Origin of the sequence: Jeongeupia wiesaeckerbachi, from assembly GCF_050916355.1 — a bacterium.
Classification (GTDB): Bacteria; Pseudomonadota; Gammaproteobacteria; order Burkholderiales; family Chitinibacteraceae; genus Jeongeupia; species Jeongeupia wiesaeckerbachi.
Genome location: NZ_CP136946.1, coordinates 3600694 through 3624721 on the forward strand (window position 1 = coordinate 3600694; position 24028 = coordinate 3624721).

24 protein-coding genes and 1 tRNA gene are annotated in these 24028 nt (G+C 60.5%); 13 read left to right on the top strand and 12 right to left on the bottom strand.

Annotated elements, in window-relative coordinates:
• Nucleotides 1-36 precede the first annotated feature (36 nt).
• The 4 genes from bioD (at nucleotide 37) to R0382_RS17355 (ending at nucleotide 2621) form a co-directional block, all read left to right on the top strand.
• Complete coding sequence (bioD, locus tag R0382_RS17340; RefSeq protein WP_432721249.1) at nucleotides 37-711, top strand: dethiobiotin synthase; 675 nt, start codon at nucleotides 37-39, stop codon at nucleotides 709-711.
• Nucleotides 712-780: 69 nt separating this feature from the next.
• A complete protein-coding gene (locus R0382_RS17345) occupies nucleotides 781-1356 on the top strand; it encodes an SCO family protein (protein WP_432721250.1) in 576 nt (191 codons plus the stop codon).
• Between the two features lie 9 nt (nucleotides 1357-1365).
• On the top strand, nucleotides 1366-2124 hold the full coding sequence (locus R0382_RS17350; RefSeq protein WP_432721251.1) for a flagellar brake protein: 759 nt from the start codon (nucleotides 1366-1368) through the stop codon (nucleotides 2122-2124).
• 101 nt (nucleotides 2125-2225) lie between these two features.
• Nucleotides 2226-2621 (top strand): DUF3597 domain-containing protein, encoded by a 396-nt coding sequence (locus R0382_RS17355; RefSeq protein WP_432721253.1) that lies wholly within the window; start codon nucleotides 2226-2228, stop codon nucleotides 2619-2621.
• Between the two features lie 241 nt (nucleotides 2622-2862).
• Here the strand turns inward: R0382_RS17355 and R0382_RS17360 are convergent, their stop codons facing one another.
• Nucleotides 2863-3813, bottom strand: coding sequence for an NAD-dependent epimerase/dehydratase family protein (locus R0382_RS17360; RefSeq protein WP_432721254.1), 951 nt, complete (start codon nucleotides 3811-3813; stop codon nucleotides 2863-2865).
• Nucleotides 3814-3834: 21 nt separating this feature from the next.
• On the opposite strand from R0382_RS17360, the gene R0382_RS17365 reads away from it, so the two are divergent.
• Nucleotides 3835-4857, top strand: coding sequence for a CDP-6-deoxy-delta-3,4-glucoseen reductase (locus tag R0382_RS17365; RefSeq protein ID WP_432721256.1), 1023 nt, complete (start codon nucleotides 3835-3837; stop codon nucleotides 4855-4857).
• Between the two features lie 81 nt (nucleotides 4858-4938).
• Here R0382_RS17365 and R0382_RS17370 read toward each other — a convergent pair whose 3' ends face one another.
• Genes R0382_RS17370 through R0382_RS17390 form a run of 5 tightly spaced genes read right to left on the bottom strand, consistent with a single transcriptional unit; the run spans nucleotide 4939 to nucleotide 7975 of the window.
• Nucleotides 4939-5289: a VOC family protein gene (locus R0382_RS17370; RefSeq protein ID WP_432721257.1), complete on the bottom strand. Its 351-nt coding sequence runs from the start codon at nucleotides 5287-5289 to the stop codon at nucleotides 4939-4941.
• 29 nt (nucleotides 5290-5318) lie between these two features.
• Nucleotides 5319-6224 carry a metal ABC transporter substrate-binding protein gene (locus tag R0382_RS17375; protein WP_432721258.1) on the bottom strand — a complete coding sequence of 302 codons (906 nt, stop codon included), beginning with the start codon at nucleotides 6222-6224 and terminating at the stop codon, nucleotides 5319-5321.
• Nucleotides 6225-6252: 28 nt separating this feature from the next.
• Nucleotides 6253-7119: a metal ABC transporter permease gene (locus R0382_RS17380; protein WP_432721259.1), complete on the bottom strand. Its 867-nt coding sequence runs from the start codon at nucleotides 7117-7119 to the stop codon at nucleotides 6253-6255.
• A complete protein-coding gene (locus tag R0382_RS17385; protein WP_432721260.1) occupies nucleotides 7116-7832 on the bottom strand; it encodes a metal ABC transporter ATP-binding protein in 717 nt (238 codons plus the stop codon). The genes R0382_RS17380 and R0382_RS17385 overlap by 4 nt, the downstream gene beginning before the upstream one ends.
• Complete coding sequence (locus tag R0382_RS17390; protein ID WP_432721261.1) at nucleotides 7829-7975, bottom strand: hypothetical protein; 147 nt, start codon at nucleotides 7973-7975, stop codon at nucleotides 7829-7831. Before R0382_RS17390 ends, R0382_RS17385 begins: the two co-directional genes overlap by 4 nt.
• A 154-nt stretch (nucleotides 7976-8129) precedes the next feature.
• Between R0382_RS17390 and R0382_RS17395 the strand changes: the two genes are divergently transcribed.
• Together R0382_RS17395 and R0382_RS17400 are read left to right on the top strand one after the other, a co-directional pair.
• A tRNA-Thr gene (locus tag R0382_RS17395) sits at nucleotides 8130-8205 on the top strand.
• 217 nt (nucleotides 8206-8422) lie between these two features.
• Nucleotides 8423-8878, top strand: a complete 456-nt coding sequence (locus R0382_RS17400) for a DUF7673 family protein (protein WP_432721262.1) — start codon at nucleotides 8423-8425, stop codon at nucleotides 8876-8878.
• Between the two features lie 143 nt (nucleotides 8879-9021).
• On the opposite strand, the gene R0382_RS17405 is transcribed toward R0382_RS17400, so the two are convergent.
• Nucleotides 9022-9759 (bottom strand): hypothetical protein, encoded by a 738-nt coding sequence (locus R0382_RS17405; protein ID WP_432721264.1) that lies wholly within the window; start codon nucleotides 9757-9759, stop codon nucleotides 9022-9024.
• A 316-nt stretch (nucleotides 9760-10075) separates the two neighbouring features.
• On the opposite strand from R0382_RS17405, the gene R0382_RS17410 reads away from it, so the two are divergent.
• The gene (locus tag R0382_RS17410; RefSeq protein WP_432721265.1) at nucleotides 10076-10486 is read left to right on the top strand and encodes a hypothetical protein; all 411 of its coding nucleotides are present in this window, start codon (nucleotides 10076-10078) and stop codon (nucleotides 10484-10486) included.
• A gap of 18 nt (nucleotides 10487-10504) precedes the next feature.
• On the opposite strand, the gene R0382_RS17415 is transcribed toward R0382_RS17410, so the two are convergent.
• Nucleotides 10505-10720 (bottom strand): helix-turn-helix transcriptional regulator, encoded by a 216-nt coding sequence (locus tag R0382_RS17415; RefSeq protein ID WP_432721266.1) that lies wholly within the window; start codon nucleotides 10718-10720, stop codon nucleotides 10505-10507.
• 457 nt (nucleotides 10721-11177) lie between these two features.
• Here R0382_RS17415 and R0382_RS17420 point away from each other — a divergent pair, with 457 nt between their 5' ends.
• From R0382_RS17420 to R0382_RS17440, 5 genes are all read left to right on the top strand, one after another.
• The gene (locus tag R0382_RS17420; RefSeq protein WP_432721267.1) at nucleotides 11178-12731 is read left to right on the top strand and encodes a type I restriction-modification system subunit M; all 1554 of its coding nucleotides are present in this window, start codon (nucleotides 11178-11180) and stop codon (nucleotides 12729-12731) included.
• Nucleotides 12721-14172 (top strand): restriction endonuclease subunit S, encoded by a 1452-nt coding sequence (locus tag R0382_RS17425; protein WP_432721268.1) that lies wholly within the window; start codon nucleotides 12721-12723, stop codon nucleotides 14170-14172. The genes R0382_RS17420 and R0382_RS17425 overlap by 11 nt, the downstream gene beginning before the upstream one ends.
• A complete protein-coding gene (locus R0382_RS17430) occupies nucleotides 14169-15116 on the top strand; it encodes an HrgA protein (protein WP_432721269.1) in 948 nt (315 codons plus the stop codon). The genes R0382_RS17425 and R0382_RS17430 overlap by 4 nt, the downstream gene beginning before the upstream one ends.
• A 50-nt stretch (nucleotides 15117-15166) precedes the next feature.
• Complete coding sequence (locus tag R0382_RS17435; protein WP_432721270.1) at nucleotides 15167-16240, top strand: Fic family protein; 1074 nt, start codon at nucleotides 15167-15169, stop codon at nucleotides 16238-16240.
• 174 nt (nucleotides 16241-16414) lie between these two features.
• Nucleotides 16415-19564 (top strand): type I restriction endonuclease subunit R, encoded by a 3150-nt coding sequence (locus tag R0382_RS17440; RefSeq protein ID WP_432721271.1) that lies wholly within the window; start codon nucleotides 16415-16417, stop codon nucleotides 19562-19564.
• 243 nt (nucleotides 19565-19807) lie between these two features.
• Here R0382_RS17440 and R0382_RS17445 read toward each other — a convergent pair whose 3' ends face one another.
• The 4 genes from R0382_RS17445 to R0382_RS17460 form a co-directional block, all read right to left on the bottom strand.
• Nucleotides 19808-20443 (bottom strand): hypothetical protein, encoded by a 636-nt coding sequence (locus R0382_RS17445; protein WP_432721272.1) that lies wholly within the window; start codon nucleotides 20441-20443, stop codon nucleotides 19808-19810.
• Complete coding sequence (locus tag R0382_RS17450) at nucleotides 20440-20922, bottom strand: hypothetical protein (protein ID WP_432721273.1); 483 nt, start codon at nucleotides 20920-20922, stop codon at nucleotides 20440-20442. The genes R0382_RS17445 and R0382_RS17450 overlap by 4 nt, the downstream gene beginning before the upstream one ends.
• A gap of 241 nt (nucleotides 20923-21163) precedes the next feature.
• Nucleotides 21164-22021: an SIR2 family NAD-dependent protein deacylase gene (locus R0382_RS17455; RefSeq protein WP_432721274.1), complete on the bottom strand. Its 858-nt coding sequence runs from the start codon at nucleotides 22019-22021 to the stop codon at nucleotides 21164-21166.
• Between the two features lie 29 nt (nucleotides 22022-22050).
• The gene (locus R0382_RS17460) at nucleotides 22051-23385 is read right to left on the bottom strand and encodes a tyrosine-type recombinase/integrase (RefSeq protein WP_432721275.1); all 1335 of its coding nucleotides are present in this window, start codon (nucleotides 23383-23385) and stop codon (nucleotides 22051-22053) included.
• Between the last annotated feature and the right edge of the window lie 643 nt (nucleotides 23386-24028).

A 24028-nucleotide genomic window follows, 5' to 3' on the forward strand; every position in this document is an offset into this window, starting at 1 on the left:
GCGGCGTCGAACCAGCGACCTGCGCAAGGATCGACCATGAAAACGTTCTTCGTCACCGGCACCGATACCGACGTCGGCAAGACGGTTGCCACCTGCCAGCTATTGCGGGGCTTTGCCGCGCAGGGGCTGCGCGTGGCGGCGATGAAGCCGGTCGCATCGGGCTGTACGCTCGTCGATGGTGAACTCGTCAACGCCGACGTTGTCGCGCACCGCGCCGCCAGCAATGTCGCCGTGCCGGCCGGGCTCGCCAACCCTTATCGCTTTGCGCCGCCGATTTCACCGCATCTGGCCGCGCGCGAGGCCGGCGTGGCGATCTCGCTCGACCATCTGGTCGATTGCACAGCGCAACTGCAGGCGCTGGCCGACGTGCTGCTGATCGAAGGCGCCGGTGGCTGGCATGCACCGCTGACGGACGAGGCCGACATGCAGACGCTGGCGCAACGCATCGGGGCGCCGGTGATCCTTGTCGTCGGCATGCGGCTGGGCTGCCTCAACCATGCCTTGCTGTCGGCCAATGCCATCGTTGCCGCCGGTCTGCCGCTGGCCGGCTGGATCGCCAATCGCGTCGACCCGGCGATGGATCGCTACGACGACAACCTGGCCTGGCTGCGGCAGCACCTGCCAGCGCCGCTGCTGGCCGACATTGCCCACACCCCGGATGCCGCCGACGGTGCCATTGCGGCGACGCAACTGGTACAGCTTGCGATGTAAGTTTCGTCAGCACTTGCCGCCAACGTCGGCGCATTGCACACTTGGCGGTTTGATTGCACCCGGCTCATCATGCGCGCCTTCCAACTGCTCCTGACCCTTGCTTTTGCCCTGCTGCTGGCCGCATGCGGCAAGCCGACCGCGTTTCAGGGCAGCGATATTTCCGGTGTGAGTTTCGGCGGCGATTTCACGCTGACCGCGCAAGATGGCAAGCCGCGTAAGCTCTCGGATTTCCAGGGCAAGGCCGTGGCGCTGTTCTTCGGCTACACCCAGTGCCCGGACGTCTGCCCGACGACGATGGTCGAGCTGAAGGACGTGATGAAGCAGCTCGGCACCGACGCCGACAAGGTGCAGGTCCTGTTCGTCAGTGTCGACCCGGCCCGCGATACCACCGCCGTGCTGGCGCAGTATGTACCGGCGTTCGACCCGCGCTTCATCGGCCTGACCGGCAGCCAGGCCGACGTCGCCAAGGTCGCCGAACAATACAAGGTCATCGTCCAGCAACAGGGCGACGGCGCCAATTACACCGTCGACCACAGTGCCGGCACGTATCTGATCGACAAGCAGGGCAAGCTGCGCGTGCTGGTCAACTACGGCGCGGGCAGCGCGGTGCTGACCCACGATCTGCGCGCGCTCGTTCAGGAATAATCCCCGTCCATGCAAGACCCCAAAGACCCGAACATCCATCCGCTGGCCGAGAGCGACGATCTCGCGCCGTATACGCTGAGCAATCCGCTCGAAGTCGCCGCCGTGTTGCGCAACCTGATGAACCGCGGCGATTTCGTGACCATCTATTTCGACCACGGCAAATCGATGCTGACCACGCGCATCCTCGACGTCGACGCCAAGGCACGGCGCTTTCGCTTTGACTGGGCCGGGCAGGAGGCAATCAATCGCGCGCTGCAGGCTTCGCCGCGCAATGTCTTCGTCGCGCTGCCCGATGGCGTCAAGGTGCAGTTTGTCTGCTCGGCGCCGAGCATCGTCCAGCACGAAAACGCGCCAGCGTTCGAAGCCGCGCTGCCGGATCAGCTCGTCAAGCTGCAACGGCGCGAGTTCTTCCGCTTGCAGACGCCGATCGTCAATCCATACCGCTGCCACACCCGCCTGCCCGACGGCAGCGCCGTCGGCTTCAATCTGCACGATATCTCGCTGGGCGGCGTCGGCCTGTGGGCCGGCGCGATCAATGTCGGCCTACTGACGCGTGGCGAGATCCTGCGCGATGCCACGCTTGAACTCGGTGCCGGCATTGCCTTCCAGACCGATCTGTCGGTGCGCGGCGTCCGCACCGTGCTGTTGCCGCAGGGCGAGCAGCAACTGCTTGGCTGCCAGTTCGTGTCGCTGCCGCGCGGCGCCGAGGCGGCGTTGCAACGGCAGATCGCCCAGCTTGAACGCGAGCGCCGCGCGCTGACCGGCTAGACGGCCGGCGCTTCCCGGCCGCAATCCCCGGATCAATGTCATAAGCTGTGTTGACGCTTTGCTCGAAGCAGTCATCCGACCACTTATCCGAGGCATGCATCATGGGTATCTTCAGCAACATTCTGTCCAAGCTCGGTTTCGGCGACGATAAGCAGGACGTCGCCGCCGCCGCACCAGCCCCCGCTGCGACAGCGCCAGCCGCCGCTGCGCCGGCCGCGCCGCAGGTCCAGGCGATCAGCCCGGTCGACGTCGTCGCCAAGCTGGAGGCGCTGGCGAGTGCAAACGCCGAGACGCTGAACTGGAAAACATCGATCGTCGACCTGCTGAAGCTGCTCGGCCTCGACAGCAGCCTGGCCGCGCGCAAGGAACTGGCGGGCGAGCTGCACTGCCCGGCGGACAAACTGGCCGATTCGGCGCAGATGAATATCTGGCTGCACAAGACGGTGCTGCAAAAGCTCGCGGCCAATGGCGGCAACATCCCGGCCGACCTGCTCTGAACTCCATCAGGCGGCTGCGCCTGCGCATTTTGTCGTCGTCCGGTGCTCCGTAACCCCGCAAGGGGGCTACCTTCGGGGCGCACCCCAAGGGTACTTCCTTCGGAGCGTCCGCATGGACCGCATGTCCACTTCGGCTCCTGCGCTTCGGGCGACGCCAAACTGCTTTGGCTCGCTCGCCGACTGGGATAGTTCCAGGCGCAGCCTTTGAGCCTCAAAAGCCCAACCCATCCGGTTGGGCTTTTTACCTGGCGCGGGCCTTGTCCGACTGGTCCGCCAGCCAATCCGCCACGCAGGGCCAGCGCAGCGTCAAACGCAGTTCACGCTTGATCCGCGCATTGGCCAGCCGTCGCGATTCGTTCAGATAACTCAACAAACCCGGTGATAGCTGAAGCTGCGCGTCGGCACGGCTAACCCGCGGCACGCGCGGCAAGCCGAGGTGATCGGCAACCTGATCGAACCAGTCGCCCATCTTGCCCGGTGCATCGTCGCTGGCGTTGTAGCTGCGCAGCGGCGCGGCCCGGAACAGTGCCAGACACACGGCGTGCGCCAGATCGTCGGCGTGGATATGGTTCGAATAGCTGTCTTCGCCAGCGACAATCGCCGGCTCGCCACGGCGGACACGCGCCTCGGGTAGCCGATCCTCGGCGTAAATACCCGGCGCGCGCAGCAGCCCAAGCCTCATTCGATGACGCCGGGCAAAGGCGCGCAAGGTGGATTCGGCATCGGCACGGCGCTGCGCACGGGGCGAATCCGGCGCGGCCGGCCGGGTTTCATCGACCCACGCACCACCGGCGTTGCCGTACACACCGCTGGTGCCGATATAGGCCAGCCGGCGCGGCGCAACATGGCGCTGTGATAAACTCGCCCCGATCGAATGTCGCGCTGGCCGGGCCAGTGCGGCCAGCAGTCGGCGGGTGCGCCCATCGCGCGGCCCCGACGTCGCCGGCGGCGCACTGTGGATCACCCAGCGCGCAATGCCCGCCAGCCGTAGCGGAATTCCCGCATCGAGATCGGCCGGCACCGGCACCACGCCAAGCGCACGCAGCCGCGCCGCCGATTCGGGTGAACGCGCGCTGGCGTAGATGCGAAAGCGTCGCGCCAGCCACGGCAGGGCGCGCGCCATCACGTCGCCGCAACCGACGATCAGCAACCGCGGCTTGGCAAGGTTCGGGGTTCGTTTACGCAAGCTCATCCAATTTACGAAGACGCAGAAATGTCGAAGCAACTTACCATTCTGCCCTCGGGCCAGCAAATCAGCCTCGAAGGCGACGAAACCCTTCTCGACGCCGCGATGCGCAGCGGCTTCAACATGCCCTATGGCTGCAAGAACGGCGCCTGCGGCGCCTGCAAAGGACTGGTTGTCGAGGGTCGGGTCGAGCACGGCCCGCACGCCGACTCGGCGCTGTCGCATACCGAAATGGAGCGCGGCCTGGCGCTGTTCTGTTGCGCCACCGCCGTCACCGATACGATCACGATCGAATGCCGCGAAGTCGCTGCGACCAAGGACATCCAGATCAAGACCCTGCCGTGCCGGGTGCAGAAGATCGACAAGGTCTCGCACGACGTCGCGGTGCTGTCTCTGAAGTTGCCGGCCACCGAGCGAATGCAGTTCCTCGCCGGCCAGTACATCGACATCCACACCAAGACCGGCAAGAAGCGCAGCTTCTCGATCGCCAACGCCCCGCACGACGGTGAATATCTGCAGCTGCACATCCGCCACGTCGCCGGCGGCGATTTCTCCGAATACGTGTGGAACGAGCTGAAAGAGCGCGAGATCTTCCGCTTCACCGGCCCGCTGGGTTCGTTCTTCCTGCGCGAAGACTCGGACAAGCCGATCATCTTCCTCGCCACCGGCACCGGCTTCGCGCCGATCAAGGGCATCCTCGAGCACGCCTTCAACAAGGGCATCCAGCGCGAAATGATCCTCTACTGGGGCGCGCGCACGCTTGACGACTATTACATGACCGAGCTGACCGACCAGTGGCAGCGCGAACATCCGAACTTCACCTTCATCCCGGTGCTGTCCGAGCCCAAGGGCGAATGGGCCGGGCGGACCGGTTTCCTGCACGATGCGATCACCGACGATTTCGGCAACCTCGCCGGCTGGCAGGTCTACGCCTGCGGCGCGCCGGTGATGGTCGAAGCGGCCTACCAGCACTGCGTCGCCCGCGGCCTGCCCGAGGACGAGTTCTTTTCGGATGCGTTCTTTTCGTCGAAAGACACCGCCAAGAAGTAAGTACCAAGGCACGCAAAAAAACCCGGCCAAGCCGGGTTTTTTGTTTTGGATCGGACAGCCGGCCGACCCGGTGTCACGCGCTCAGCCGTGCTGCAGGATATTGACCAGCCTGCCGAACGGGTCGCGGACAAAGAAGCGCCGAACGCCCCAGGCTTCGGTTGTCGGCCCATATTCGATCGCAACGCCCGCCTTGCGCACGCGCGCCAGCGCCTCGTCCAGATCATCGACCTCGATCGACAGATCGGGCACCGGCGTCCCGGCGCCGCCTTCGCTGGCCACGCTGATCTGCACGGCCATGGTCTGCTGCGCCGCGTAGGTGCGGATCCAGCCGTGATCCATGACCAGCGTCAAGCCGAGAAGATCGCGATAAAACGCATCGGCCCCGGCCGGGTCGGCCGCGGCGAGATTGGCGACGATACGCCTCACTTGCATGGCAATCTCCTCGTCAAACCGCTTTGATGCTAGCGGTTGGCCTTCATCCCGGCGGTCAGCGTGGTGATGTTGTGGCGATACATAGCCAGATAGCTATTAGCCTCGGGCTTGGCTGACAGCGCATCCGAATACAGCTCGCCCTCGAGCGACGCGCCGGTTTCGCGGCCGATCTGTTCGATCAGCTTGCGGTTGCTGATATTCTCGACGAACACCGCCTTGATGCCGCTCTGCTTGATTTGCCGGATCAGGTTGCCGACGTCCTTGGCACTGGCTTCGGCCTCGGTCGACAGCCCCTGTGGCGACAGCAGCGTGATCTGGTAGCGCGCGCCCAGATAACCAAAGGCATCGTGACTGGTGATCACCTTGCGGCGGGCCTGAGGAATCGCCGCGACCTGCGCGTCGGCCCATTTCGACAGCTCGGCCAGTTGCCCGTCGTACCGCTTGGCATTCGCCTGATAGACGCTAGCGCCGGCCGGGTCGATTTTCGCCAGCGCGGCGGCGATGTTCTTCACCATCAGCCGTGCATTGCCAATGTCCTGCCAGGCGTGCGGATCGGCGCCGTGATCATGACCATGATCGTCATGGTCAGCGTGGGCCATCGCACGCGGCTTGATGCCGTCCGACACGGTCACCACGGTGCCCTTGTACTTGCTCGACGCCGTCAGCCGCTTCATCCAGCCTTCGAAACCCAGGCCGTTGACGAAGAAGGCCCTGCTCTTGCTCAGCGTGCCGACGTCGGCCGGCGTCGGCTGATACACATGGGCGTCGCCATCGGCGCCGACCAGCGTCGTCACCTTGACGCGATCACCGCCGACATTGCGCACCAGATCGCCAAGAATGCTGAAGCTGGCCACCACCGGCAGCGGCTCTGCCGCGCGTGCGATACCGCTCAAACCGATGGCCAGCGCCATGCCCAGAATGCAACGACGAATCATGCGCAACTCCCCTGAAATAAAGATATGACTAGCGCGCGTCGCCTTGCGAACCGCGCTGGCCACGCCAGCCGTGCGGCGCCAGCGTCAGCGAGACGAGGTAAAACAGACTGGCGACCAGCACGATCGCCGGGCCCGACGGCAGGCCGGCGTGGTAGGACACCAGCAAGCCGCCGATCGTCGACACCAGCCCGACCCCCCATGCGACGCCCATCAACCCCGGCAGCGTATCGGCCCACAACCGCGCCACGGTGGCCGGCAGCATCATCAGTCCGATCGCCATCAGCGTGCCCATCGCCTGAAAACCGGCGACGAGATTCAGTACCGTCAGCACGATCAGCCCCAGGTGATACGGGCTGCCGCCACGGCCGGCCGCCGACAGGAAGCCCGGGTCGACACATTCGAGCACCACGCCGCGATAACACAGCGCCAGCCAGGCAATGCTGATCGTCGCCACCGCGGCAACCACGTAAAGCGCGGCATCATCGATCGCCAGCACCGAGCCGAACAGCAGGTGAATCAGATCGACCTGGCTACCCCAGCGCGAAATCAGCACCACGCCGAGCGCCAGCGCCATCAGGTAGAAACCGGCAAAACTCGCGTCCTCGTTCAGCACCGTATAGCGGCCGGCTATGCCGGCCAGCACCGCCACCAGCAGCGCGGCGACGATGCCGCCACCCGCCAGCCACGGCAGCGCGAAACCCCCGATCAGATAACCGACCGCCGCGCCCGGCAGCACCGCATGCGACAGCGCATCGCCCATCAGGCTCATCCGCCGCAGCACCAGCAAGACACCGACCGGCGCGCAGCTCAGCGCCAGCACCACGCAGCCGACCAGTGCGCGGCGCATGAAATCGAACTCGGCAAACGGTGCAATCAACAACTCGTGCAGGCTCACGATCCCGCCTCCTCGATCAGCGGGTTCACCCACAGCGAATGGCCGGTAAAGCCGATTTCGGCACGCGCGGCGGCCAGCACCGCCGCTGTCGCGCCCCAGGCCTGCACCGTGCCGGACAACAGCAGCGTTTCGTCGAAATGCCGCGACACCAGATCAAGGTCGTGCATCACCGCGATCACCGTGCGGCCTTCGATCTGCCAATCGGTCAGCTGCTTGAGCAGCACGTCACGGCTGGCCGGATCGAGATTGTTCAGCGGCTCGTCGAGCAGCAACACCGGCGCATCCTGCACCATCAGCCGCGCAAACCGCGCCCGCTGCAACTGCCCCCCTGACAGCGTGCCGATCGGCCGGTTCGCCAGCTCGGCCAGCCCAAGATGGCCCAGCGCATGCACCGCCCGCTCCTGCTCGCTGCGATCCAGCCGTCGCCATGCGCCGCTGCGGCGCCAGCTGCCCGACAACGCCAGCTCGGCCACCGTCATCGGAAACTGCCGGTCCAGCTCGGTACGTTGCGGCAGATAAGCCACGCGCTCCGGCGTGTGGATCTGCCCGGACGACGCCGGCAACAGGCCCGCCATCGCCTTGAGCAAGGTCGTCTTGCCCGCGCCATTGGGGCCAACGATCGCGGTCGAACGCCCGGTGGTAAACGTGCCGCAGACCTCGGCCACCGCCAAACGCTGACGGTATTTCACCGACACATGATCGAGCGTGATCATTGCAGCGACCACGCAACCAGCGCCCAGATCAGCGCGATCAAGGGCGAAACCAGCAACAGACGCTGGCCGGCGCTGAGCGCGAACAACCAGCTGGCCAGCCGCCGCGGCACGCTGGGAAGGAGATTCGAAACGTTATGGGTCATCACATGACGCCCGCTACGGTGGGCGGCGGGCAAGGCTAGTTGCAACTGAATTGCATTTTAGCCGTGAAACCATTCTCTGTGAATCATGTTTGCCGCATCACACCACGCAAAAGAGTTCCCAAGCACGCCCCAAGCCGCTAGAATGCCGTTCTTCGCCGGTGTAGCTCAGTTGGTAGAGCACCTGACTTGTAATCAGGGGGTCGCGAGTTCGAATCCTGCCGCCGGCACCAGTAAATACAAGGGCTTACAGATGATGAATCTGTAAGCCCTTGTTGCATTTCGGGCAAATGGGCAAATTGCCCCCACTTTTGCCCCCACAAAGCACGGCAATGGGTTTCGCACCTTGTCCGCCACCACACGGAGGGCCTGGCTTCGCAAGCACGCCAGTCCGCTGCTACGCTTGGCAGATCGCGGCGCCCCACCGCAGTGAGTGCGACATATCGGCATATGACCGATGCCCCATCTTTCCTTGTGCTTGGCGCTACACCGCCAGATCAGCATGCCAGCGAGCAGGCCCGACGAACTGAACGCCTGCAACGGATCATCGAAGCGCAGGTCGAAAACGTGGCTGCCGCGCCTGACGAGCCAGCTTGGGTCAAAGGCGAATCGGCATTACATCGACTCTTGTTGATTGCTCACGGCAAGCGCACAAACACCGCCAAGGTGGTCGCGCGCTTTCTGCTCAATCCGTATCACGGCCAGCGATTTCCGATTGACCTCATTCTGTTTCGCCAAATTGCTGACGACGCCGTGTTCGCTGATTGCGTGGCCGTACTGACTCAGGACCGCCTGAACAACCTGCCCTTTCACGGTCTGGTCCCCGACGGCCAAGCGGTTTATGAGGGCTTGGCGATCGATTGGGCCTTCGAAGGTCAACAGTCGGTGTTGCCGCCGGTGTTCTGAACATCGGACAGCGATGCATCGGCGACCTCGTTTTTCGCCTGCTTCAGTGCCATGGCCTTTAGCTTTTTGCGAACGGCCAATATCACCCGGACTCGCTCCGACCTGTGCTTCGCCAGCAGCCTCTGTACCGTTAACGGGAGCGGCTAGATCGCTTTCTTGCCCATGTTGAGGTCTATCGGTCGCTTTTTTAGGATGATACTGCCCTGCTCTGAAGCAGACGCACTGATCAACACACCAAGACACGGAAGAAGCGCGACCTCAACGGATGCTGTCGCATTTTTCCCCTTCGGGATTGGGATAGTCCCTCTCAAGCCGCAATCAGCATCGTGGACATTATTGACTGACTTGAAGCCCGAGGATGAGCCAAACAGGCGCCTACCTCGCTGTGCAGGCTTAGTGCCGCACTTGGCCAGATAAGCCATATGGTGCCGATAGTTTTCGGCCATTTTCGGATCGCGAAGGTCATGCACCATATAGCGGGTATCGCCTTCAAATCGACTGATGTGCGAGCCCTCTACCAGCCAACCCCGCCTTTCTAGCCGCACCAACCCGGCTTTCACGGTCCGGGGTCCGACAACGGCCCGGTCAAACAGCAGCGCCAGGTGGAAATGTTCATACGTACCAGCAAACCCATTCTCGTCGCGCTCCGCGACTTCACGTACCCAAAGATACAACGGCCGTGTGCCGCCTTTCCGTGCAACATATTCAATCAGTTGCTGCGCGGCTGCACTGGGTGAATGGGAGTGGTTCAACGTGAACCGGATCATTACTGCCGCCGGACGACGCATGTGCATCAACGCAGCCACCGTTATCCGATCAATGCGATCCAAAATTGGGGTGTAAACCAGTCGTTGGCCCCCATTTCGCTTGGGCACGTGCACCACCTCCCCTCGTCTTGCCATTCGAGTTTCAACACAAACAGGATGACTAGACTCTTGCCGAGCCGGCCTGCCTCGATTCGTCCCGCATGATTGCTGGCGTTGCACGCCGATGGCCGACGCTTTTTTGCGTGAGTTATGGCACGGCCAAACAAAAAGGGCGACCCAATTGGATCGCCCTCGTCGCTCGCCGCGCCGATCATCGCCGCCACGATATTCCCACCCCACTCAGCCTGAAAAACGCAGCGCCATGCACGCGCGACCATTCAGCAAACAAACGGCAGTACATGGCTACGGCCCAGCCTAGCTGGAGTGCCACGTGAATCACCGTCAGGCATGTAAACCCAACACCGGCATCGCACCACAGCTCAAACTGCACGTTGCCGCTCCGCATAACCATCCAGCTCGTCCCGGCGCAGTAACGTCGCGCCGCCAAGCTTGCAGGGTCGAGGAAATGCAGGGTCAGCAGCCATCAGGCGATAAAGCGTGCTCCGACCAATGCGCAAATACTGCGCAGCCTGGCTGGGGCGCAAGTACGTCAGATAAGCGTCAATCGGCACTGCGTGGTTTTTTGTGGACATACAAACTCCATAAAAAAACCCCGCCGAATTGCTTCGAGCGGGGTTATTGGGTCGTACAAATAAAAATCCCCGCCGAAGCGGGGATTGACTTGCCTGCAATCAAGCTAAGCGATGGCGAACAGGCTAAAGGGTTACATCAACAAACGTGATCTCCAGGCGCACAACAATCAACCCTCCCGGCGCATTCGAAGCACATAGGCATCCAGCTCCTCACGACGCAGCAAGGTAGAACGCCCGAGCTTGATCGGTCTTGGAAAGGCAGGATCAGTCGACATCAAGCGATACAGCGTGCTGCGGCCAATATCGAGATATGCCGCGGCATGGTTCGGGCGAAAGTACGTCTGCAGCGCCGCTGTGACCGTTTCAGGGGATTGGGCCGGCATGTTTGCTCCAATGAAAAACCCCGCCGACTTACGTCGAGCGGGGTTTGGGAATGATCGGGACTACAGATACGTGGACGGCAGGAAGGACCAGATGATTGGAAGTCAGACGCGACAAAGCGCCAGCAGGTTTCTCAGGGTCGCGCGTGCGCGCGTAGTGCTGACAAAATGCGTTCGAAATCACCAACGGCCATCGGCGCTAGAAACGAAAAAAGCCCCGTCCAAATGGACGCAGGGCTTTCTGTCATTGTCTCTGGTCGCTCGATTCGCCAGTTTGGCAAAACTTTAACAACGCTGGTGCAAGTGAGTCAAGCGTGACGAGAGCGCATCCCACGACTCCACAATATCTGCTGACGACGCGCAACAGAAAGCGCCGCCACACGCTGTATGCACCAATATGGCACTAGCCGCTGGTCCGCTCAGCCCGGATAATCGGCTGATCAAATGCTTACAGCACCTCATGATCGCCGACATCAAGAAAACCCTCTGGGCCGCCGCCGACAAGCTGCGCGCCAATGTGGACGCCGCCGAATACAAGCACCTCGTGCTCGGGCTGATTTTCCTCAAGTTCGTTTCCGACACCTTTCAGGCACGCCGCGATGAACTCACCCGCCGCTTTGCCGACGAGGGCGACGACTACTTCCTGCATGACAGCGACGATGACCTGCTCTTTGATGAACTGGAAGACCGCGATTACTACCTTGAAGTCAATGTGTTCTGGGTGCCCGAAGGCGCGCGCTGGGAAGGCTTGCGCAACAACGCCAAGCAGGCCGACATCGGCAAGCGCATCGATGACGCGCTGGCCGTCATCGAGGTTGAAAACCCGCGCCTGAAAGGCATTCTGGATAAGCGCTACGCCCGCGCGCCGCTGCCCGACGGCAAGCTCGGCGAGCTCGTCGATCTGGTTTCGACCATCGGCTTTGGCCAGGATCAGCGCCAGGCGCGCGATATTCTCGGCCAGGTGTACGAATACTTCCTCGGCCAGTTCGCCAGCGCCGAAGGCAAAAAGGGTGGGCAGTTCTACACGCCGCAATCCATCGTGAAAACGCTGGTCGCCGTGCTCGACCCGCATCAGGGCAAGGTCTACGACCCGTGCTGCGGCTCGGGCGGTATGTTTGTGCAATCGGAAAAATTCATCGAAGCCCACGGCGGCAAGCTGGGCGATGTGTCGATTTACGGGCAGGAATCCAACCCGACGACGTGGCGCTTGGCGGCAATGAACCTCGCCATTCGCGGCATCGACTTCAATCTCGGCCGCGAGCCGGGCGACACCTTCACCAAAAACCAGCACCCCGACCTGCGCGCCGACTACATCCTCGCCAACCCGCCGTTCAATATCAGCGACTGGTGGCATGGCAGCCTAGAAGGCGATTCGCGCTGGGTGTACGGCACGCCGCCGCAAGGCAACGCCAACTACGCGTGGCTGCAACACATGCTTTACCACCTGAAATCCGATGGTCGCGCTGGCATTGTGCTGGCCAACGGCTCGATGTCGTCCAGCCAGAACAGCGAGGGCGACATCCGCCGCGCCATGGTCGACGCCGACGTAGTCGAAGTGATGATTGCGCTGCCCGGCCAGCTGTTCTTCAACACCCAAATCCCCGCCTGCCTGTGGTTCTTGGCCAAAACCAAAACCACCCGCCAAGGCGAAGTTCTGTTCATCGACGCGCGCAAGCTCGGAAAAATGATTTCGCGCGTGCAATGCGAGTTGGACGACGATGGTATTGCCCGCATTGCCAATCTGGTTAGTGCTTGGCGCGGCATAGATGGCGAGAGTATTTATGAAGACATCCCCGGCTTCTGCCGCAGCGTGCCGCTGGCGGAAATCGCCGAGCACGGTCACGTACTCACTCCCGGCCGCTATGTTGGCGCGGAAGACGTCGAAGACAACGACGAAGATTTCGCCACCAAAATGACCTCGCTCACCGAAAAACTTGGCGAGCAGATGGCCAAGGGCGCAGAGCTCGATCAGTTGATTCGCCAGAAACTGGGAGGGCTGGGGTATGAGTTCTGAACTAAATTTTGGTAAGGAGCATTTGCCGCACATTGGAAATACGCCGGATGAGGGTATTGCCATGAACCAATCTATAAACAAGGCTGCTGGAACGATACCTTTGGTTGTTGAGTCCAATGGTGCTGCAATGAATGAGATTTCATTGAAAGATGCGGTTGAGTTTATCGTTGATAATCGCGGAAAAACAGCACCAACCGAATCATCAGGCATCGCGCTAATTGCGACCAATTGCGTAAATAATAAAGATCTATACCCACAAAAACTGAATCTTCGTTTTGTCTCACAGCATACATATGACACATGGTTTAGAGCGCACCCAAAACCATTCGACATTCTTTTGACAAACAAAGGGAGTCAAAATGGCGCTGTTTGCTTAGTCCCTGACCCTGTTGATTTTTGCATTGCGCAGGATATGGTTGCGCTGCGTGCAGATTCAAAAAAAATTAGTCCTTTGTATTTGTTTGCGGCATTACGTTCGGAGTTGGTTCAAAAGCGGATTAAGGCGCTAAATGTTGATGCTGTAATTCCGCATTTGAAGAAAACAGATTTCGATAAACTAATGATTCCAAGGCCTGCTGACCGTAAGACACAGGATTGGATTGGTCAATTCCATTTTGAACTCGCCAGCAGGATTGAACAGCTCCGCGAGACCAATGCGACGCTGGAGGCGATGGCGCAGGCGCTGTTCAAGTCGTGGTTTGTCGATTTCGACCCCGTCCACGCCAACGCCGGCACCCAAGCCCCGACGCTGCCGCCCGAGGTGCAAGCGCTGTTCCCGTCCACTTTCACCGACACCCCGCAAGGGCTAGTGCCAGAGGGGTGGTGGATTGGGCAGATCGCCGATCTTGCTGACCTCAACCCTGAGTCGTGGACAGCAAAAAGACATCCAGAAAGCGTCGCATATATCGATTTGGCAAATGCTAAAAACAACGTAATCGCGGATATTGCTGAGTTTGAATTTGACGATGCGCCGAGTCGGGCAAGACGTGTTTTGCGTGATGGCGACACTATTGTCGGCACGGTTCGTCCCGGCAATCGCTCTTTCGCTTTTATTTACGATGCTGCGAGCAATTTTACGGGCAGCACGGGCTTTGCAGTACTGAGGCCAAAGCATCAGAGAAACACGGCATTTGTTTATTTGGCAGCCACAAACGACAACAGTATTGAACACTTAACCCACGTCGCCGACGGCGGCGCATATCCAGCTGTGCGACCAGAAGTGGTCGCCAATCTGACATGCGTGTGCCCGTCTGACGAAGTGTTTGACTCCTTCAACGCCGTTGCAGCCGAGTTGCTGATCAAAATCACAAAGAATCATCAGCAAGCCCAAACCCTCGCCACCCTGCGCGACACGCTGCTGCCCCGGCTGATCTCCGGCCAACTGCGCCTGCCGGAGGCGGCCGCCGAAGTGCAATCTGCCGTAGAAGGAAACGCCGGATGAACGCGCCAATCAAAATGACGCTGAAAGCCCGCGTAGTAGCGACATTGAGCGCGGCCACGGGCCAAGCGTTTACGTCGGCCGAAATGGCGCGGGCCTTGATGGCGGCATATCCCGAGTTTTGCCAGCAAAAGCTTGGCGCCAGCAAAACGCTGCAAACGGATGCAGACCTGTTCTGGCAGCTGCAGGCGGAAATCGGCGGTTCGCTCACCGATTGGGCGTCGCAGTTGCCGGCCTTGCGCATTCTGGAAGGCCGCCCGCGCAAGATGTGCTGGGCCGGCGAGGATGTGGCCGATCCGTCGGTGGCAGTAACGGCGCCGGCCAGCGCCCGGCCGGGCCTGCTGGAAAAGGATCTTTACCCGGTGTTGCAACAGTGGCTGTGGAGCGAGCACAAGCTGCTGTCGATGCGTATCAATGAATCGACATCGAGCAAGGCCGCGTTGGCGGGCAGCAATATCTGGCTGCACCCGGATCTGGTGGCGCTGGAAGACCTGACGCGCCAATGGCAGCCCGAGTTGCGCGCTTGCGTGCGGGAGCGCGGCGATACGCAATCGCGGCTGTGGTCGTTCGAGGTGAAGCTGGCGCTGGGCCGGAGCAATGTGCGGCAGGATTTTTTCCAGACGGTGTCGAACTCCAGCTGGGCGAGCTTTGCCTATCTGGTCGCCAAGGACATCGACAGCGATGCGCTGCGCGAGCTGCGCCTGTTGTGCGCGGCGCACGGCGTGGGCGTGATCCAGCTCGACCCCGACGATGTCAGCAACAGCCAGATCGTGATCCCCGCCCGCGAACGCGCGGCCGTGGATTGGGATATGTGCAACCGGCTAGCTACGATCAACCCGGATTTCGTCGGCTATATCAAGCGGGTGCGCAAGTTCTATCAAACCGGTGAAGCCACGCCGCATGAATGGCAGATGCCGGTGCTGACCGCATCGGACATTCAGAACTAGACCCGTAACCTGATCTGGACAGCCTTTCCCTGCTCGCCGAGGAATGAAGCATGCGTGACCGCGACCTACCCTATAACGATTTGCCTTTGCTGCCGCCCGCCGTTGAACTGGAAACCAAGGCCGTGCTCAAGCAGGCGATTGCTGCCAACCGGGTTCTGGCGAACTTGCGCGGGCTGGCGGCGAAGATTCCCAACCAGGGGCTGCTGATCAACAGCATTGTGCTGCAGGAAGCGCGGCTGTCGTCCGAGATCGAGAGCATCGTCACCACCAACGACGAGTTGTACCGAGCAGCGGCCGACCCCGATGGCAAAACCGATCCGCATACCAAAGAAGTGCTGCGTTACCGCGAGGCGCTGTACTTTGGTTTCCGCGCGCTACGCGACCGGCCACTGACGACCAATCTGTTTATCGAGTTGGTGCAGTTCATCAAGCAAGCCGGCATCGGCATCCGCGCGATTCCCGGTACAGCGCTGAAAAACGATCTGGGCGAGGTGATCTACACCCCGCCAGCGGGCGAGGCGGTCATTCGCGACAAGCTGGCCAACCTAGAGCAGTTCATCCACGCCGATGATGGGCTGGATCCGCTCGTGAAGATGGCGGTGATGCATTATCAGTTCGAGGCGATTCATCCGTTTCCCGATGGGAATGGCCGCACCGGGCGGATTCTGAACCTGCTGTATCTGGTCGAGCAGCAGCTACTGGATATTCCGGTGCTGTTCCTGTCGCGCTACATCATTGCCAACCGCGCCGATTACTACGCCGGCCTACGCCGAGTGACCGAGGAACAGGACTGGGAAAACTGGGTGCTATTCATGTTGCGGGCCGTAGAAGCCACCGCCAAACAGACCCATGACCAAGTCGAGCGCATTCTTGACCTGATGGAAGCCACACGCGAGCGCGTGCAGCGCGAGGCCGGAAACATCTACAGCAAGGATCTGATCGAGCTGATTTTCCACCAGCCGTACACCAAGATCGCCTTTGTGGTGGAAGCCGGCATCGCAAAGCGGCAAACCGCCTCGCGCTACCTGCAAACGCTGGTCGAAATGGGCGTCTTGCGGGAGCAACAAATCGGGCGAGAAAAGTACTACATCAATGGCGCCTTGTTTGCCGAACTGACGCGCTGACATGTCGACGCGTACGACATTTCATCTGGACGTGTCGATTTTGAGTGCGCTTTTAAACGTATCGTTGTGACGTGTCGATTCCATCGACACTTCATCTTAACGTGTCGATTTTAAGTGCGTTTTTAAACATATTGTTGTGATGTGTCGATTTCATCGACCCTTGGCAAAGTGATGATGACCGAAGATCAACTCGAACAAGAAGCCCTGAGCTGGCTGGTGGAAACCGGCTATCGCCACGTCTGCGGTTACGACATCGCACCGGACGGCGACGCGCCCGAGCGTGCGGATTACCGCCAGCCACTGCTGATCGAGCGCTTGCGCGGGGCGATCAATCGGCTCAATCCGCAGGTGCCGTTGGTGGCACGCGACGATGCGCTCAAGCAGCTATTAGACTTGGGCATCCCGGCGCTATTGAGTGCCAACCGCCATTTCCACGGCCTGTCGGTGAACGGCGTGCCGGTTGAGTACCAGAAAGACGGCGAAACGCGCGGCGATTTTGTCCGGCTCATCGATTGGGAGAACGCGCCCGGTGCCAACGAGTTTCTGGCGGTCAATCAATACACGCTCAAGGGCGCCAAGCACACGCGCCGGCCGGACATCATCCTGTTCGTCAACGGCCTGCCGCTGGTGCTGCTGGAACTGAAGAACCCGGCCGACGAGAATGCCGACATCTGGAAAGCGTTCGAGCAGATCCAGACGTACAAGGAACAGATCCCCGACGTGTTCCAGTACAACGAACTGCTGGTGATTTCGGACGGCAGCGAGGCGCGGCTGGGTTCTTTGTCGAGCAACGCCGAGCGCTTTATGCAGTGGCGCACCATCGACGGCGTGACGCTCGATCCGCTCGGCCAGTTCAACGAGTTGGAAACACTGATTCGCGGCGTGCTGGCGCCGGCAATGCTGCTCGATTATCTGCGCTTTTTCGTGCTGTTCGAAGACGATGGCGGACCGATCAAGAAAATTGCCGGCTACCACCAATTCCACGCGGTGCGCGCGGCGATTGAGCAGGTCGTGCAAGCCTCGCGCCCCGGCGGCAGCCGCAAGGGCGGTGTGGTCTGGCATACGCAGGGCAGCGGCAAGAGCATTACGATGACGTGCTTTGCGGCACGGGTGATGCGCGAGGCGGCGATGGAAAACCCGACCATCGTGGTGATCACCGACCGCAACGATCTGGATGGCCAGCTGTTTGGCGTATTTTCGCTGGCGCAAGACCTGCTGCGCGAACAAGCGGTACAGGCAGAAACGCGTGGCGATCTGCGCGCCAAACTCGGCAACCGCCCTTCCGGCGGCATCGTGTTCGCCACGATTCAGAAATTCATGCCCGGCGAGGATGAGGACGTTTTCCCGGTGTTGAGCGAGCGTCACAATATCGTGGTCATCGCCGACGAGGCGCATCGCACCCAGTACGGCTTTGAAGCCAAACTCAAGACGGTGAAACGTGCAGCGGCAAACGACGCCACGGCACTCAAGGTCGCCGAGCCGGCGGCGGCGTACACCGTGCAAACCCAGTTCCAGGTTGGCTACGCCCAGCATCTGCGCGATGCCTTGCCCAATGCCACCTTCGTGGCATTTACCGGTACGCCGGTCTCGTCGGAAGACCGGGATACGCGTGCGGTGTTCGGCGACTACATCCATGTGTACGACATGCAGCAGGCCAAGGACGATGGCGCGACCGTGGCGATTTACTACGAATCGCGTCTGGCCAAGCTGGGGCTGAAACAGGATGAGCTCGCCGACCTTGATGATGAGGTCGACGAACTGGCCGAGGACGAGGAGGACGACGAGCAGTCCAAGCTCAAATCCAAATGGGCGGCGCTGGAGAAAGTCGTCGGCGCCGAGCCGCGCATCCGGCAGATCGCGGCCGATCTGGTTGCGCATTATGAGGAGCGCAGCAAAGCGCAATCGGGCAAGGCCATGGTCGTGGCGATGAGCCGCGAGATTTGCGTTCATCTTTACAACGAGATCATCGCACTACGGCCGGACTGGCACGATGAAGACCCAAGGCTGGGCGCGATCAAGATCGTCATGACCGGCTCGGCCAGCGACAAGGCCCTGCTGCGGCCGCACATCTACCCCAAGCAGGTCAAAAAAGACTTGGAAAAGCGCTTCAAAGATCCGGCCGACCCGCTGCGGCTGGTGATCGTTCGCGACATGTGGCTGACCGGCTTTGATGCGCCATGCGTGCACACGCTGTACGTCGACAAACCGATGAAGGGCCACAACCTGATGCAGGCCATCGCCCGCGTCAATCGGGTCTTCAAGGACAAGCAGGGCGGGCTGGTCGTCGACTACATCGGCATCGCCAACGACCTGAAAAAGGCGCTGAAGGAATACACCGCCAGCAACGGCCGAGGCCGGCCCACCGTGGATGCGCACGAAGCCTATGCGGTGCTGGAGGAAAAGCTCGACGTGCTGCGCGCCATTCTGTATGGCTTTGATTACAGCGATTTCCTCACCGGCGGGCACAAGCTGCTGGCCGGCGCCGCCAACCATGTGCTGGCCGAGAAAGATGGCAAGCAGCGCTGGGCCGACCATGCGCTGGCAATGAGCAAGGCATTCACCTTGTGTTGCACCTTGGACGAGGCCAAGGCCGTACGCGAGGAGGTCGCTTTTTTCCAAGCGGTGAAGGTGATACTGACCAAGCGCGACATCAGCGCCAAGAAGAAATCCGACGAGGAACGTGAGCTAGCCATTCGCCAGATCATCGGCTCGGCCGTGGTTTCCGAGCAGGTCGTGGACATTTTCGATGCGGTGGGGCTGGATAAACCGAACATCGGCTTGCTGGACGACGAGTTCCTCACCGAAGTACGCAACCTGCCCGAGCGCAATCTGGCGGTGGAACTGCTGGAGCGGCTGCTGGAAGGCGAAATCAAATCCAGATTCGCCAGCAATGTGGTGCAGAACAAGAAGTTCTCCGAACTGCTGGCCGATGTGATCAAGCGCTACCAGAACCGCTCGATCGAAACCGCTCAGGTCATTGAAGAACTGATCGAAATGGCCCGGAAGTTCAAGGAAGCGGCCAGCCGCGGCGACACGCTTGGGCTGAGCGAGGACGAACTGCGCTTCTACGATGCACTGGCCCACAACGAATCCGCGCTGCGCGAGCTGAGCGATGACATACTCAAAAAGATCGCCCTGGAGTTGACCGAGAGCCTGCGCAAGAACATCAGTGTCGATTGGTCACAGCGGGAAAGCGTCCGTGCCAGATTGCGGCTGATGGTGAAGCGCATCTTGCGCAAGTACAAGTATCCGCCGGATCAACAGGAAGAGGCGGTCACAACGGTGCTGCAGCAGGCCGAAGCGTTGAGTGCAGCCTGGGCCTAAGCGGCTTGCCCGGCCATTGCCTAGGCAATCTGCTGCAAGCCCGCAAGCCCCCTACTTTGAATCGCCAACTATCTACACGTGCGACTTGCCGATTGCGACGGTGCGCCAGCTATTGCTGGCGCTACCCTCCATCGTCAGCTACCGCTACAGGTCGAAAGCTATCGTGCCTGTATCGCGCGGTGGCCATGCAAAACCAAAGCGATCGACTCCGCATCTCGCTAGCGCTGCTTCGCCCCAATCCGTTCAGTCGGCCTGCTTGCGAAGCCAGGCCGGAATCTTGTCCGATGCCTTCTTCGATGAGGTAGTACTGGGGCCAACCTCCTTCCACATGGTCAGAAAGTGGGAAGCCGGAACGCCCTCGCGCACGACAACGTAGCCAGCTCTGACTTCATTGCGTCCCCAGGACGTCTGCCAGCACGCTGTAAATGACCAAAGGTCATCACCCGCTCCAATACCTTCAATGAAATTTTTCCAAGCCGCATTCAGGTGGCCGAACGGCAAGTTCGAAACGGCACCCAATGGGTCAGCGACTACTTCGCGGGCCTCAATCTGCAGGACAGTCAGCCGCTCCTGCAAGTGGCCGCGCTCCACGACAAATTTCGGCTCTTCATTAAACGCAAACGCGCTCTTCTTCCCGAAAACCTCCTTGGCCTTCAGATAGATCAAAACGGGCCAGACAACCACGCCCACCGCAGTAGTGAGCGACAGAGCAACGACATTGCTCAAGATTCGATACCAACGTTTCTTGCGGTGGGGATTCGCTGCACCAAGAAAATCACCAGGCGATCCCGACTCGTTTTCTTTGGTCTGCCCGCGCGTGCCAAAGACCAAGGCAAGAACCACCACACCTGTGCCAAGGTAGCAATACAGGTAGATCACGTTGCCCCCTCATTACCCCTGTTGCCATGGGGAAACAAGGCGTCTCCAAGGGCGCTCCCGGACTCCGCCGTCCCGTTATGACGTGCTCGGGTGTTCTTCACGACACCACGCTCCACGTCCAGAAACAGGTCTTGCTCGAAGGTGCTGTCATAACCCATGTGAACGTAATCGAGCCGCTTGCCCCGCGGGATGTGAATCGTGCCTGAATACCAATGCGCAAAGACTCTGTCGGGAAAGTCGGGGAAGAGGGTCGCCACCGACGTTTCGGTTCCATCCCTCAGGGTGCCATGCAGCTCAAGCAGATAGAGCCGGCTGTCGACGATCTCCCATCGCCCAATGTAGCCGCGCCATAGGGCCGTGCAGCTCAAATCGAAACTCGGACTGAATCCGCCCATGGCGAAATAGTCGCTGAGGGGGGGCGTGTGCATCGCCACATCCCTCCCCTGATAATGCAGCTGTTCAGCAAACTGGGCTGTCATCTCGTTCTGTCCTTTTTGTCGATCACATCATCAGCACCAAGACCGCAAGCGTAGAACTGCGTCCGAATTCGCCAGCATAGCGACTTCCGCAGTTCGACCAAAATTGCCGCCAAGGAGCAACGCAAGATGCCCACACCCGGCCAAGACCTGCTGCTGGATCAGCCCAACTAGGCTGCACTTGGCTCTAGAACCGGGGGATGGTTAGCTGCAGCAAGCCGAAGCATTGAATGCGGCCTTGGGCCTAAGCGGCTTGCCCGGCCATCGCTTGGGCGATCTGCTGCAAGCCCGCCAAACCACCCAGCGGGAGTGAGATCGTTCCGGCTGGGCCGTTGGGTTCAGCCGGGTTGATGCGAATCAGCGTTGCGCCGTCGCCACGGTGCTTTGCCACGATACGCTCGCCGAACATGCGCACTGTCGGAATCGCGACGCCCGCCCCCAGCTCGATGACCACCAGCCGCCCTACCTGCTCAAGCCAACGATTCAATCGTTCGCGCTGCGCCTCGGCCCGTTGCTCCAGCCAACTCAAATCACTGAACATCAGGATATTCGGGCGCATGATGGCACCGCAGTTGGCGCAGAACGGCAATGGACTAGTCAAACGGCACTCGGCCTCATCGACCACCGGATCAAAGCCGGCGACAACACGCACTTCGCCATCGCAACGGTCTTGGCATTGCCAATGATGAATCGAGCCATGGCATTCAAAAATCTGCTCAGGATCAAAGCCGGCGCGTTGAAACTGCCCGTCTACATTGCTGGTGAGAACAAAGGCACCGTTGGGGCGCTGATCCCCCCATTCTCGGAGCAGCGCAAAGCCGGCATGTGGTTGCGTTGCGCGATAGAGCCGAAGTCGATGCCCGTAGAAGCCCCAAGCCCTCCGAGCATCGGCATAAAACGTCATTGGGGTGGAAATTTCGTCGAACGGGATTCGCGCCTTTCCCAGTGCCGGATACGCCTGCCAGAACCCTTCGTTGCCGCGAAAGTCCGGCAGCCCAGAATCGACGCCCATGCCAGCACCGGCAGTAATCAGTAAGGCATCTGCTTGGGCTATCTCGGCCGCGGCACGCTTCACTTGTTCATCAAGTCGATTTGCCGTCATGCAATTTCTCGTTCAGCTTGTGTTGAAACTCAGGCTCGGCGCAGTGCAACAACGTTGTTGGCCTCTGGGTCAGCGAGCAGCGCCAGCCGCTTGCCCAGAAGCTCGAATGCAGCTTGTCGCTCCGCCAGTAATTCTTGACGCTGGTAAGTTCGCGTTACTCGGTTTTTCTCGACGTGATTCTGGCATTTGTCGATCACATATGGCGCAACGCCGAGCTCTCCCATCAAGGTCGCACCAGTTCGACGCAAATCGTGACTCGTCCAGCGACCACCCGGCAGAATGAGCGAAGACGTATCCTGACTGCGCGCGGACAAGGTTTCAACGTCCCCTCGTTGCCGGTCGCCAATCTGCTTGGTCAGCGTTTTGTCGCACACATGCGTCTCGCCGCTTCGCCCGGGGAAAATCCATTTGCTGCTAATCGCCAAACTTTGAAGCTCGAGGAAAGCCGCCGAGGCGAAGGCGCTGAGATGAATCACATGCGCCTCCCCATTCTTGGCATTTTCAGCCGGTACAGTCCACAGGCCCGCGGCCAGATCGAGATGGCGCCATTGCGCGCGCATTAACTCGCCAACCCGGCACAAGGTCGCGAGCATGACTTTGATCGCTGCCTGTGCCGATGGAGAGAGGTTGCTGGCTGGGAGTCTCGCTTGTAGCAACTCGCGCAGCTCTGCTTCCGATAACACCCGTTCACGCAACTTGGACGCGTCACCGATCCGAGTCTTCTTGATCGTCGCAGCCGGATTCTGCCCCTCATCCAGCAAGGCGGTTTCGATCGCCCACTTGAAGCACGCTGAGATGTCACCAAGGGTCAAATGGGCCGCACGGCGGGCTCCGCGATCGGCGATCGTTTGGCCAACGCCAGCCACCATCTGCCGCGTCACTTCATCAACATACACACCGCCAATGCGCGGCAGCACGTCCTTGTGGTGGCGGCGAATAATCTCGTCCTTGCCACGCAGCTGATTGACGTGCCCGGCGCAATACTTCGTGAACAGCTCGCCGTACGTCATCCGTGCCAGGCGCCGGGCGGCCTCGGCTTCCTCCTGCAAGCGCTGAGCAATAGCAAGTCGATTGGCGCGCTCGTCTGCCTCACGCGCCCGACGCTCCAACTCGATCGGATCGTTCCCCTTGGCAACCTCACCCGCCAAAGTACGGTAATCAGCAAAAATCTGAGCCAGCTTCAATTTCGGCCAAGATCCAAGCCGCTTGTCCCGGGGCCTGCCGTCCTCACCCCGAAAACGCGCCTGAAAATCGACAGAGACCCCTTTGGAAGAGACTCGCACTTTGCCGGACAAACCGCCTGGCAAGCCGAGGCGTAACCCAGCGTCGGCCTCGGTTAGCGCCTTGAGCGTCAGCTCTTTCAAGCCGCCGATTGAATCAAACCGGAGCGTGTTGCCCCCAGAGGTTTTTGCCCCCACTTTTGCCCCCACAAAACGCCGAGTTATAGAGAGTCATTGTGGGACATGCCGAGACAAGCATCAACACAATATCGTTGTTTTTATTGATTTTTGTTTTCCACCCAAACACCGTGGAACGCCATGACACAGGCAATAACCTGACTTGTAATCAGGGGGTAGCGAGTTCGAATCCTGCCGCCTGCACCAGTAAAATCAAGGACTTAGCTAACATCAAGTCCTTGCAAAGTTAGAAGGATATTAGAAGTTCTTCTAGTATCGACCGCAAAAAGCCCGCCTCGAGCGGGCTTTTTGTCGTTCAGCGAACACCGCCATCGCCCCTTCGGTGGGGGCTTTTTACTTTCCAGACTCTACTTTTCACCTCGGTACATAGCCATCTGCCTGATGCGATTCGGACTGTATGAATCTGCAAGAATTCGCGTGAAAAGCTAGGGGCAGCGATTCTGCGCCATGTGCGCATACCTCAACGGCTTGGCAGCCAGTGCGTGAGCGCATGGGAACCGCTCCATTTAGCGGGTAGGCGTGGCGGGGAGACGACTGCGCGCGCCGACGTGGACCGGGTTGGTTCAAGTGGCGATCGGCACATCCGCCC

What these genes read in the sequence shown, in the direction of transcription:
- bioD (WP_432721249.1), top strand. Translation starts at nt 37, where the DNA reads ATGAAAACGTTCTTCGTCACCGGCACCGATACCGACGTCGGCAAGACG.
- R0382_RS17345 (WP_432721250.1), top strand. Translation starts at nt 781, where the DNA reads ATGCGCGCCTTCCAACTGCTCCTGACCCTTGCTTTTGCCCTGCTGCTG.
- R0382_RS17350 (WP_432721251.1), top strand. Translation starts at nt 1,366, where the DNA reads ATGCAAGACCCCAAAGACCCGAACATCCATCCGCTGGCCGAGAGCGAC.
- R0382_RS17355 (WP_432721253.1), top strand. Translation starts at nt 2,226, where the DNA reads ATGGGTATCTTCAGCAACATTCTGTCCAAGCTCGGTTTCGGCGACGAT.
- R0382_RS17360 (WP_432721254.1), bottom strand. Translation starts at nt 3,813, where the DNA reads ATGAGCTTGCGTAAACGAACCCCGAACCTTGCCAAGCCGCGGTTGCTG.
- R0382_RS17365 (WP_432721256.1), top strand. Translation starts at nt 3,835, where the DNA reads ATGTCGAAGCAACTTACCATTCTGCCCTCGGGCCAGCAAATCAGCCTC.
- R0382_RS17370 (WP_432721257.1), bottom strand. Translation starts at nt 5,289, where the DNA reads ATGCAAGTGAGGCGTATCGTCGCCAATCTCGCCGCGGCCGACCCGGCC.
- R0382_RS17375 (WP_432721258.1), bottom strand. Translation starts at nt 6,224, where the DNA reads ATGATTCGTCGTTGCATTCTGGGCATGGCGCTGGCCATCGGTTTGAGC.
- R0382_RS17385 (WP_432721260.1), bottom strand. Translation starts at nt 7,832, where the DNA reads ATGATCACGCTCGATCATGTGTCGGTGAAATACCGTCAGCGTTTGGCG.
- R0382_RS17390 (WP_432721261.1), bottom strand. Translation starts at nt 7,975, where the DNA reads ATGACCCATAACGTTTCGAATCTCCTTCCCAGCGTGCCGCGGCGGCTG.
- R0382_RS17400 (WP_432721262.1), top strand. Translation starts at nt 8,423, where the DNA reads ATGACCGATGCCCCATCTTTCCTTGTGCTTGGCGCTACACCGCCAGAT.
- R0382_RS17415 (WP_432721266.1), bottom strand. Translation starts at nt 10,720, where the DNA reads ATGCCGGCCCAATCCCCTGAAACGGTCACAGCGGCGCTGCAGACGTAC.
- R0382_RS17420 (WP_432721267.1), top strand. Translation starts at nt 11,178, where the DNA reads ATGATCGCCGACATCAAGAAAACCCTCTGGGCCGCCGCCGACAAGCTG.
- R0382_RS17425 (WP_432721268.1), top strand. Translation starts at nt 12,721, where the DNA reads ATGAGTTCTGAACTAAATTTTGGTAAGGAGCATTTGCCGCACATTGGA.
- R0382_RS17430 (WP_432721269.1), top strand. Translation starts at nt 14,169, where the DNA reads ATGAACGCGCCAATCAAAATGACGCTGAAAGCCCGCGTAGTAGCGACA.
- R0382_RS17435 (WP_432721270.1), top strand. Translation starts at nt 15,167, where the DNA reads ATGCGTGACCGCGACCTACCCTATAACGATTTGCCTTTGCTGCCGCCC.
- R0382_RS17440 (WP_432721271.1), top strand. Translation starts at nt 16,415, where the DNA reads ATGACCGAAGATCAACTCGAACAAGAAGCCCTGAGCTGGCTGGTGGAA.
- R0382_RS17450 (WP_432721273.1), bottom strand. Translation starts at nt 20,922, where the DNA reads ATGACAGCCCAGTTTGCTGAACAGCTGCATTATCAGGGGAGGGATGTG.
- R0382_RS17455 (WP_432721274.1), bottom strand. Translation starts at nt 22,021, where the DNA reads ATGACGGCAAATCGACTTGATGAACAAGTGAAGCGTGCCGCGGCCGAG.